The organism is Pseudonocardia sp. Cha107L01, assembly GCF_052566575.1.
Genome location: NZ_CP199579.1, coordinates 8,470,975 through 8,480,301, shown reverse-complemented (window position 1 = coordinate 8,480,301; position 9,327 = coordinate 8,470,975). Strand labels below are relative to the sequence as shown.

Sequence of the window (9,327 nt, the reverse complement as noted above, 5' to 3'; positions counted from 1 at the left end):
CGGCCAGAGACACACCGGCCTGGCCCGTGTGATCATCAGCACAACCCGTGACGCGCCGACCACCCGAACTCACCGAGGAGTGCACACCGATGGCGATCGACCGCAGCATCGAACACAACAAACGCGACGGCTTCGCCAGCCTGAGCCCCGGTGGGCTCCGGATGGACTCGTTCCCGATGAAGCTGTTCCGCAAGGGCAACAAGAAGTTCTGGAACCCCGAGGACATCGACTTCTCCCAGGACGCCGGCGACTTCGCGGCGATGAACGAGGACGAGAAGCTGACCACCTGCGTACTCGCCGCCCAGTTCATGGCCGGCGAGGAGTCGGTGACCCAGGACATCCAGCCGTTCATGCACGCGATGGCCGCCGAGGGGCGCCTCGCCGACGAGGCGTACCTGGCGCAGTTCGCGTTCGAGGAGGCCAAGCACATGCAGGGCTTCCGGATGTGGTTCGACGCCGTCGGGCTGACCGGTGACCTGCACCAGTTCACCGAGTACGGGCCGGCCTACGACGTCATCTTCAAGGTCGAGCAGCCGAAGTCGATGTACGCGCTGCTGGACGACCCGTCGCCGGCCGCGCAGGTCCGTGCCTCGGTCACCTACAACCACATCGTCGAGGGCTGCCTGGCGCTGACCGGCTACTTCGCCTGGTCGAAGATGTGCGCCAGCCGCGACATCCTGCCGGGCATGCAGAAGCTGATCAAGCACATCGGCGACGACGAGCGCCGCCACATGGCCTGGGGCACCTTCACCTGCCGCCGCCACGTGGCCGCCGACGACGCGGTCTGGAACGTGGTGGAGGAGCGGATGGGCGAGCTCATGCAGCCGGCCCTGGACCTCATCGCCGGGCTGTACGGGCGGTTCGAGGAGCAGGGCAAGGAGATCCCGTTCGGCATCAAGCAGGAGGAGATGCTCGGGTACGCGACGGAGAAGCTGAGCCGGCGGCTGGAGTCCATCCAGGGTGCCCGCGGCCGCGACCCCCGGGAGATCGACGAGGACTACTCGCCGATGGACCTCGAGGACCGCTTCGGCGACGAGGACGCGGAGACGCACCGCCGGGCACTGGTCGGCGCGGCCGGCGCCTGAGGCGGTACCCCGGCTAGACCGCGTCCGGGGCATGGGTCACCTGGCGGACCGCTGACTCGCGGGTCCGCCAGGTGATCGCGGCCCCGATGACCAGCGCGGAGCTGGTGCACAGGAACACCGCCTTCATGCCGAGATGCCCCCCGATGAAGCCGCCCACCGCGGGGCCGGCGACCTGCCCGACGTACTGGGCGCTGATCGCGTAACCCAGGATCTGGCCGACGCTGGGGCGCGCGACGGTGTGCCGGATCGAGGCGGTGATCGCCGGCAGCAACCCGCCGAGGCTCAGGCCCATCAGGAAGCGCAGGACGCCCAGCTCGACGTTGTTCACGGCGGCGGCCTGCAGCGCCAGCAACGCCGCCGAGACCAGCAGGCAGACGCAGATGACCGGGGCGTGCCCGATGCGGTCGGCGAGCTTGCCCAGCCGGGGCGCGGAGAGGATGGTCCCGAGCGCGCCCGCCGCCATCACCACGCCGGCGATGGAGGAGATGGCCGTCGCGCCGTGGGCGAGCTGGCTGACGTAGACCGTGATGATCGGTTCGATCGACATCGTGGCGAACATCAGCAGCGTCGCGGTCAGCAGCAGCGCGGCGACCCGCCCCTTGTGCTCGACGTTCGACCAGGCGCTGACCCGGGGTTTCGGCGCGACGGTGGAGACCGTCCCGGCCGGGTGGACCCGCTTCTGCTCCTTGATCCCGAACGCGGTCGCCAGGAACGCGCAGAAGATGACCGCACCGGCGACGAAGAAGGTCAGCCGGATCCCGATCAGGTCCGGCGCGATCCCGCCGAGCAGCGGGCCGACCACGTTGCCGGCCATGATCCCGGCCGACAGCACACCCAGCGCCCACGCGCCGCGGTTCCTCGGGGTCTGCGCCGCGACCAGCACCGTGGAGCCCGAGGCGTAACCGCCCAGCAGGCCGGTCAGCAGCCGCAGCGCCACCAGCTGCCACACGTTCTGCGCCAGCCCGATGAGCGACATCGCGACCGCCATCCCCAGGCTGGCCCTGATCAGCATCGACTTCCGCCCGTAGCGGTCGCCCAGCGCGCCCCACAGCGGTGCGGTGAGCGCGGCGGTGAAGAAGGTGGCGCCGTAGGCGATGCCGGACCACTGCACGACGGCAGCCGGATCGCGCACGCCCAGCTCGTGGACGTAGAGCGGTAGGTAGGGGAGCAGCAACGTCATCGAAACGATCGTCGTGAACGAACCCGCGAAGCAGACGAACAGGTTCCGCCGCCACGCCGGGTTGATGTCCCCGGGCTGCTCCTGGTCTTCCATGGCTGTCCCATTCTGTGGGAAGACGGTCCTACCTGTTGGACGACCGTAGCACTGCGTCCCCGTTTCGGCCGAGGGGTATGTGTCGCTGCGCACGGTGGCTGAGAACCGGCGGCCGGGGCGCGCGTGGCGGCACCGGACGGGGGAGGCGTCCGGGGTGTGTGGGCCTTTCGGCCCGGTCAGTGCGGGTCGCCGAGGCCCGACTCGTCGAGCAGGCCGTAGTGGCCGGCCATCCCGGCGGCCTCGATCCGGTTCGGCAGCCTGAGCTTGTGCAGCAGTGCCGCGACCATCCGCTTCGCGGTGCGCTCGGAGACGAACATCCGGGTGGCGATGTCGGCGGTCTCCAGGCCGCGGGCGATCAGCACCCAGAGCGTGCGGTCCTGGCTGTCCAGGCGCTCCAGCAGTTCGTCCGGCGGTTTGCGCGCCGAGGCCAGCAGTGCGTCCAGCAGCTCTCCGTGCATCACCCGCAGCCCGGCGGCCACGGTGAGTAGTGGGGCCAGCAGCACATCCGGGTCGGCCGACTTCGGCAGGTAGCCGTCCGCGCCGGCGCGCAGGGCCCGCTCCGCGAGCGCCAGGTTGTCCGAGCCGGACAGTGCCAGTACCCGGGTGGCCGGGCGGCGCTGCTTCACCTGGCGGACCGCGACCGCACCGCCGAGCGGTGGCATGGCCAGGTCGATGATGGCCAGGTCGGCGGAGCAGGACTCGACCACGGTCGCGGCCTCCTCGACCCGGGTGGTCAGCCCGCCGACCACGAACCGGTCGCCGGCCTTGGACTCCAGCAGCAGTGCCAGGCCCTGCGCGAACAGCTCGTGGTCATCGACGATCACGACCACCAGTGGCCGCGATCCCGGATCGCTCATGCCGGCAGACTCTCACAGTCGGCGGCTCGGCGTGCTCAGAGTGTCGGTCTGGTCGGCGCTTGACGCGCGGTGCGGTCCAGGCCAGAGTGACGGGCGGTGCCGGACAGTGTGTCCAGACAGTATGATCGTCCGGTGGGCACTGAGGAGGGTGGGCGGGTGAGCGACGGTCGCGAAGAGGTCCTGGTCGACCGGGACGGCCGGGTCGGCTACCTGACCCTCAACCGCCCCGCCGCGATGAACGCGATCACCGTCCGGCTCGGCCGGGAGCTGGAAGCGGGTGTCCGCGACCTCGCCGTGCTGGTCGACGTGATCATCATCCGCGGCGCCGGCCACAACTTCTGCGTCGGCGGGGACGTGCCCGAGCTGGCCCGGCTGCGGGAGGAGGGGCGGGACGCGCTCGCCGAGCTCTTCCTGTCCTTCCGCCGCGCGCTGGCCGCGATCGCCGAGGCACCGGTGCCGGTGGTCGCCATGGTCGAGGGCAACGCCGTCGCCGGCGGCTTCGAGCTGATCCAGGCCTGCGACATCGCGGTGGCCGCCGCCGACGCCCGGCTGGCCGACATCCACTCCCGGTTCGGCCAGGTGCCCGGCGGCGGCAGCACCCAGCGGCTGGCCAAGATCGTCGGCATGAACCGGGCACTCGGCCTGATCCTGACCGGCGACCGGATCAGTGGCTCGGACGCCGCGAGCTGGGGTCTGGTCTACCGCGCGGTGCCGCCGGCGAACCTGGAGCAGGCGGTCGCCGACCTGGTGACCCGGTTGGCCAGTGGCTCCCGGGCGGCACTGGCGGCGAGCAAGCGGCTCGTGCGGGCCAGTGCCGAGGTGTCCCTGGAGCAGGGGTTGGACCTGGAGTTGGAAGCCGTGCTGGACCATCTGGTCGGGCCGGCCGGGGACGCCGCGGTGGCCGCGTTCAGCGAACGTGAAGGGCAGAGATGACGGAGAAGCTCATCGATAGCGGCATGGTGCTGCTCGACCTGGACGACTCCGGGGTCGGCCGGCTCACCCTGAACCGGCCGGAGGCGGCCAACGGGATGAGCGTGCCGTTCCTGCGGGCGCTCTACGACGCGTTGATGCGCTGTCACAGCGAGCCGAGGCTGCGGGTACTCGTGGTGTCTGGCGCCGGGCCGAACTTCTGTGCCGGCGGGGACATCAAGGACTTCGCCTCGAAGGGTGAGGGGCTGCCGGACTACCTGCGCGAGGCGACCTCCTGGCTGCAGATCTCGGTGAGCGCGCTGATGCGGCTGAACGCACCGGTGATCGCCGCCGTGCACGGCTTCGCGGCCGGCGGCGGCGGGTTCGGCCTGGTGTGCGCCGCCGACCTCGTGGTGGCCGCCGAGTCGGCGAAGTTCCTGCCCGGTGCGACCCGCGCCGGGATGGCCCCGGACGCCGGTGTGTCGGTGACGCTGCCCCGGCTGGTCGGGTTGCGCAGGGCGATGAACCTGGTGCTGACGAACCCCATCCTGAGCGCCGAGGAGGCCCTCGACATCGGGCTGGTCAACCAGGTCGTGCCGGACGCCGAGCTGGCCGAGGCCGCCGACAGGCTGGCGGCCACCCTGGCCGCCGGTGCCCCGCTGGCGCTGGCCGCGAGCAAGCGGCTGCTCTGGGACGGGGTGGGCCGGTCGGTGGAGACCGGACTGCCGGACGAGGCGCGCACGGTCTCCGAGCTGTCCGGTACCGCGGACGCCAGGGAGGGGCTGGCCGCCGTGATCGAGCGCCGCCGGCCCGTGTTCACCGGGAAATGAGCGACGCGGTGGCTCGGCTGGCCGGCCAGCGTGCGGTGGTCACCGGGGGCGGGCGGGGCATCGGCGCCGGGATCGCCCGCCGGCTCGCCGCCGAGGGCGCGCACGTCACGGTGGCCGACATCGACCTGGAAGCGGCCCGTGCGGTGGCCGGGGAGATCGGCGGCGAGGCGGTTGCGCTGGATGTGGCCGACCCGGCCGCGGTGCGCGCCGCGCTGGGCGGTGACCGGACCTTCGAGATACTGGTGAACAACGCCGGCTACGACCAGTTCTGCTGGTTCACCGAGGTCACCCCGGAGCAGTGGCGGCGGATGCTGGCGGTGAACCTGGAGGGTGTCTTCGCCTGCACCCAGGCGGTGCTGCCGGCGATGCAGCGGGCCCGCTACGGCCGGATCGTCACGGTGTCCTCGGAGGCCGGCCGGATCGGCTCCAAGGGCAACGCGGTGTACGCGGCGACCAAGGCGGCGGCGGTCGGCTTCAGCAAGTCCATCGCCAGGGAGAACGCCCGGTTCGGCATCACCGCGAACACGCTGGTGCCCGGCCCGATCGACACCCCGCTGCTGGACAAGGTGCGGGCGCAGGGCGAGATCGGGGACCGGCAGATCGCCGCGATGATCGCCGGTACCCAGCTGGGCCGGCTCGGCAGCACGGCGGAGGTCGCCGCCGGCGCCGCGTTCCTGGCCTCGCCGGAGGCCGGCTTCGTCACCGGCGAGACCCTCGGCGTCTCGGGCGGCATGGGCCTCGGCGCCTGACCCCCGCCTGTTGTCACCGCACGTTCCCGCGAGTCGGGGCTCTCGACACAGCGAGTCGGGGTTTTCGTCAGGGTGAGTCGGGGATTTTGTCAGCGTCCTTCGAAGCGGACCGGGCGCTTCTCGATGAACGCCGCCCGGCCCTCGGCGTAGTCGAACGTGCCGCCGTGCTCCTGCTGCCGGTCGGCCTCCCGGGCCAGGTGCGCCGCCAGCCCGGCCTGTGCCGCCTCGTTCAGCGTCCGCTTGACGTTCGCCAGTGCCACCGTCGGGCCGGCCGCCAGCCGGGCGGCCAGTGCGCGGGCGGCCGGCAGCAGCTCCGCCGCCGGGTGCAGCTCGTTCACCAGCCCCCAGCTCAGCGCGGTCGCCGCCGGCAGCCGCTCGCCCAGCATGGTCAGCTGGGCCGCCCTAGCCAGCCCGACCCGCTCGGCGAGGAAGTAGGAGATACCGCCGTCCGGCATCACGCCGATGCGGACGAACGCCATCATCAGGTACGCGTCCTCGGCGGCCAGGATCAGATCGCAGGCCAGCGCCAGCGAGGCGCCGATGCCCGCACACGCCCCGTGCACCGCCGCGATCACCGGTTTCGGCGCGGACCGGATCTCCAGCACGATCGGGTTGTAGATGTCGCGCAGTCGACCTGACACGTCCGGATCGCCGTTCGGCATCAGCTCGCGGGCGTTCTTCACGTCCGCCCCGGCGCAGAACGCCCGGCCCGCGCCGGTGATCAGCACGGCGCGCACCGAGGGGTCCGCGGCGGCCCGGCGCAGCGCCGCGAGCAGCGCCAGCCCCATCTCAGGGGTCCAGGCGTTCAGCGCCTCCGGCCGGTTCAGCTCGAGGAGAGCGACCCCGCCGTCCTGGTGGTAGCGGATCGTTTCGTCGTCCATGGACACGGACCGAGATGTTAACATCCTGTCCAGACACACTGTCCGATCTAGGTTCGGGCGCGGAGGCAGTGGGCATGACCGATCTCGACAGCAGGCTCCGGTGACGGGCAGCCGCGAGGACCAGCGGGTCGGCGTGGTGTCCAGCGAGTTCGCCGCCGTGGAGCTGAGCATCGACAACGCCGCGAACGGCCCCCGGCTGCGCATCGAGGACCTCCGGGGCAACCGGGTGGCGTACCTCGACGCGCTCCAGCTGGAGAGCCTGGCGTGGCTGCCGACCGACCGGTTGAACGCGCTGCTCGACCCGTACGCCAGTCGCGGGGACGGCCCCCAGCCGGCCGAGGACTGAGCAGGACCGACCCGAGAGAGGACCCGGCGGATGCGCCCGAGCATCGAGCAGCGGCGTGCGGACCTGCGCGCCGCGCACCCGGCGTGGCGACCCCGGACGCTGGACCGGGCGCTGCGGGAGACGGCCGAGCAGTACGGCGACCGGCCGCTGGTGCTCACCGACGACCGCACGCTGAGCTACGCCGAGGCCGCCGACTGGGCTCGCCGGCTGGCCGACGGGCTGGCCACGGCGGGGGTGCGGCCGGGGGACCGGGTCGGTGTGCTGATGGCCAACTACCTGGAGTTCGTGCCGGTGAAGTTCGCCATCGCGGCGGCCGGCGCGGTGGCCATCCCGTTCAACTACCTGTACCGGGCCGACGAGTTGGCCTACGTGCTGGCGCAGTCCCGGTGCACCCTGTTGGTCACCATGACCGGGTTCGCCGGGCTGGACTACCTGGCCATGCTGGACGGCATCGCGCCCGGCTGGGAACACGGGCCGACGGAGGCGCTGCCCGAGCTGCGCCAGGTCGCGTTGCTGCCCACTGACGGCCGGGGCCGGGACGGCGTGGCCACCGTGGACAGCCTGACCGCGCTCGGCGGGGCGAACCCCGGCGCGGCCGACGGAGCCCCCGGCCAGCCGCACGACGTCGGCGACATCCTCTACACCTCGGGCACCACCGGCTCGCCCAAGGGCGTGATGGTGACCCACGACGCGGTGCTGCGCACCGGCTACGCCTCCGCGTTGACCAGGGCGTACGAGGACGGCCGGCGCATCCTGTTCTCGCTGCCCTGCTACCACATGTTCGGCTACGTGGAGGGGCTGCTGTCCGCGATGTTCGTGGGCGGGGCGATCGTGCCGCAGACCGCGTTCGACCCGGCCCGCTACTTCGCCGGCATCGAGCGGCACCGGGCCACCGACATCCTCTGTGTGCCGACCATGACCGTTGCGCTGCTCGAACACCCGGCGCGCACCCGGCACGACCTGTCGTCGGTGTTCGGCATCCTGTCCGGGGCCGCCCCGGCGCCGATCTGGCTGTGGGAGCGGGTGCGCGCCGACCTCGGGATCACCGAGATCACCACCGGATACGGGATGACCGAGGCCGGTGGCGCGATGACGCTGAGCAGGCCCGAGGACTCGCTGGAGCTGCACTCCACGACGGTCGGCGCGGTCAAGATGGCCGGCGCGGCGGGGCTGGCCGAACATGACGGTGCGCTGTGCGCCTACGAGGTGATCGATCCGATGACCGGGGAGGACCTGCCAGCCGGCAGCGAAGGTGAGCTGGTCGCGCACGGGCCGACGATCATGCTCGGGTTCTGGGAGAAGCCGGTGGAGACCGAGGCGGCGCTGTCCGGCGGGCGGCTGCGCTCCGGCGACCTGGGCCGGGTCCGCGACGACGGCTACCTGCAGCTGACCGGGCGCAGCAAGGAGCTGTACAAGAGCGGCGGCGAGCTGGTGATGCCCAAGGAGATCGAGGAGCTGCTCAGCCAACACCCCGGCATCAGCCAGGCGTACGCGGTCGGCGTGCCGGACGACAGGTGGGGCGAGGTCGGCTGCGTCTGGGTGGTGCCCGAGGCCGGCGCCGCGGTGACGGTGGAGGAGATCCTCGAGCTGTGCCGGGGCAAGCTGGCCAGGTTCAAGGTGCCCAAGCACGTGCTGTTCCTGACCGCCGACGAACTGCCCACCACGCCGACCGGCAAGGTTCGCAAGTTCGAACTGGTGCGCCTGGCCGCCGCCCGCCTCGCCTGACCCTCGTGAGTGGCTAGCGTCCGGGTTTGTCGGCGTGGCCGTTGCGGGCGCCGGCGTAGAGGGTGTTCCAGACGATGCTGGCGTAGGCGTCCACCAGCATGTTCAGCTCGTCGTCGGCGGCGTCGCGGACCAGCCGGTGCAGCCCCCGCTCCGCCATCCAGGTCAGCCAGGCTGCGGTCTGCGCGGCGGGCAGCCGCTCGTCCACCGAGCCGGTGCGCTGCCCGGTCCGGATGTGTTTGCGCAGGCCGGCGATGTTGCGCTGCATCATCTCGTCGACCTGACCACGGACCCCGGTGTCGTACGCGGCGGCGTCGAACGCGGCGGCCATCAGCGTGGTGTGCGGCCGGTACACGGTCACCACCCGGTTCAGCGCGGCCCGCAGGTCGTCCCAGGTGGCGTCGCCGTCGAGCGCCCACCAGGCCTGCGCCGCCACGTCCAGCTCGGAGATGATCTCGGCCAGCCAGGCCCTGATCAGCTCGCCCTTGTCCTCGAAGTAGACGTAGAAGGTGGAGCGGGACACCCCGGCCATCGACACCAGCCGCTCCACCGACAGCTCGGTGAAGTTCTCACCGTCGGCGAGCAGCGACTCGACGGCGGCCAGCAGCCGCGCCTTGATCTGGTCTCGGCGCTCGGCGCGACTGCCCTGTGTCTTGCGGGTCACGGAGGGCATCA

At 71.8% G+C, this 9,327-nt stretch carries 10 protein-coding genes; 6 read left to right on the top strand and 4 right to left on the bottom strand.

Going from position 1 to position 9,327, the window contains the following annotated elements:
* The first annotated feature begins 89 nt into the window (after nt 1-89).
* The gene (locus tag ACTXG6_RS40030) at nt 90-1,085 is read left to right on the top strand and encodes a R2-like ligand-binding oxidase (protein ID WP_445184511.1); all 996 of its coding nucleotides are present in this window, start codon (nt 90-92) and stop codon (nt 1,083-1,085) included.
* A gap of 13 nt (nt 1,086-1,098) precedes the next feature.
* On the opposite strand, the gene ACTXG6_RS40025 is transcribed toward ACTXG6_RS40030, so the two are convergent.
* Both ACTXG6_RS40025 and ACTXG6_RS40020 read right to left on the bottom strand, forming a co-directional pair.
* Nucleotides 1,099-2,358, bottom strand: a complete 1,260-nt coding sequence (locus tag ACTXG6_RS40025) for an MFS transporter (protein ID WP_445184510.1) — start codon at nt 2,356-2,358, stop codon at nt 1,099-1,101.
* A 176-nt stretch (nt 2,359-2,534) separates the two neighbouring features.
* Complete coding sequence (locus ACTXG6_RS40020; RefSeq protein WP_445184509.1) at nt 2,535-3,215, bottom strand: response regulator; 681 nt, start codon at nt 3,213-3,215, stop codon at nt 2,535-2,537.
* A gap of 156 nt (nt 3,216-3,371) precedes the next feature.
* On the opposite strand from ACTXG6_RS40020, the gene ACTXG6_RS40015 reads away from it, so the two are divergent.
* The 3 genes from ACTXG6_RS40015 to ACTXG6_RS40005 are packed head-to-tail and all read left to right on the top strand — an operon-like array spanning nt 3,372 to nt 5,703.
* On the top strand, nt 3,372-4,148 hold the full coding sequence (locus ACTXG6_RS40015; RefSeq protein ID WP_445184508.1) for an enoyl-CoA hydratase/isomerase family protein: 777 nt from the start codon (nt 3,372-3,374) through the stop codon (nt 4,146-4,148).
* On the top strand, nt 4,145-4,954 hold the full coding sequence (locus ACTXG6_RS40010) for an enoyl-CoA hydratase/isomerase family protein (protein ID WP_445184507.1): 810 nt from the start codon (nt 4,145-4,147) through the stop codon (nt 4,952-4,954). The genes ACTXG6_RS40015 and ACTXG6_RS40010 overlap by 4 nt, the downstream gene beginning before the upstream one ends.
* A gap of 8 nt (nt 4,955-4,962) precedes the next feature.
* The gene (locus tag ACTXG6_RS40005) at nt 4,963-5,703 is read left to right on the top strand and encodes an SDR family NAD(P)-dependent oxidoreductase (protein ID WP_445184506.1); all 741 of its coding nucleotides are present in this window, start codon (nt 4,963-4,965) and stop codon (nt 5,701-5,703) included.
* Nucleotides 5,704-5,792: 89 nt separating this feature from the next.
* On the opposite strand, the gene ACTXG6_RS40000 is transcribed toward ACTXG6_RS40005, so the two are convergent.
* Nucleotides 5,793-6,584 (bottom strand): enoyl-CoA hydratase-related protein, encoded by a 792-nt coding sequence (locus tag ACTXG6_RS40000; protein ID WP_445184505.1) that lies wholly within the window; start codon nt 6,582-6,584, stop codon nt 5,793-5,795.
* Nucleotides 6,585-6,684: 100 nt separating this feature from the next.
* Here ACTXG6_RS40000 and ACTXG6_RS39995 point away from each other — a divergent pair, with 100 nt between their 5' ends.
* A complete protein-coding gene (locus tag ACTXG6_RS39995; protein WP_445184504.1) occupies nt 6,685-6,930 on the top strand; it encodes a hypothetical protein in 246 nt (81 codons plus the stop codon).
* A gap of 30 nt (nt 6,931-6,960) precedes the next feature.
* On the top strand, nt 6,961-8,655 hold the full coding sequence (locus tag ACTXG6_RS39990) for a class I adenylate-forming enzyme family protein (protein WP_445184503.1): 1,695 nt from the start codon (nt 6,961-6,963) through the stop codon (nt 8,653-8,655).
* 13 nt (nt 8,656-8,668) lie between these two features.
* Here the strand turns inward: ACTXG6_RS39990 and ACTXG6_RS39985 are convergent, their stop codons facing one another.
* Entirely contained in the window at nt 8,669-9,325 is a 657-nt protein-coding gene (locus ACTXG6_RS39985; protein WP_445184502.1) for a TetR/AcrR family transcriptional regulator, read from the bottom strand.
* Nucleotides 9,326-9,327: the final 2 nt, after the last annotated feature.

Coding starts and splice junctions, on each gene's coding strand:
- ACTXG6_RS40030 (WP_445184511.1), top strand. CDS start 90: ATGGCGATCGACCGCAGCATCGAACACAACAAACGCGACGGCTTCGCC.
- ACTXG6_RS40025 (WP_445184510.1), bottom strand. CDS start 2,358: ATGGAAGACCAGGAGCAGCCCGGGGACATCAACCCGGCGTGGCGGCGG.
- ACTXG6_RS40020 (WP_445184509.1), bottom strand. CDS start 3,215: ATGAGCGATCCGGGATCGCGGCCACTGGTGGTCGTGATCGTCGATGAC.
- ACTXG6_RS40010 (WP_445184507.1), top strand. CDS start 4,145: ATGACGGAGAAGCTCATCGATAGCGGCATGGTGCTGCTCGACCTGGAC.
- ACTXG6_RS40000 (WP_445184505.1), bottom strand. CDS start 6,584: ATGGACGACGAAACGATCCGCTACCACCAGGACGGCGGGGTCGCTCTC.
- ACTXG6_RS39990 (WP_445184503.1), top strand. CDS start 6,961: ATGCGCCCGAGCATCGAGCAGCGGCGTGCGGACCTGCGCGCCGCGCAC.
- ACTXG6_RS39985 (WP_445184502.1), bottom strand. CDS start 9,325: ATGCCCTCCGTGACCCGCAAGACACAGGGCAGTCGCGCCGAGCGCCGA.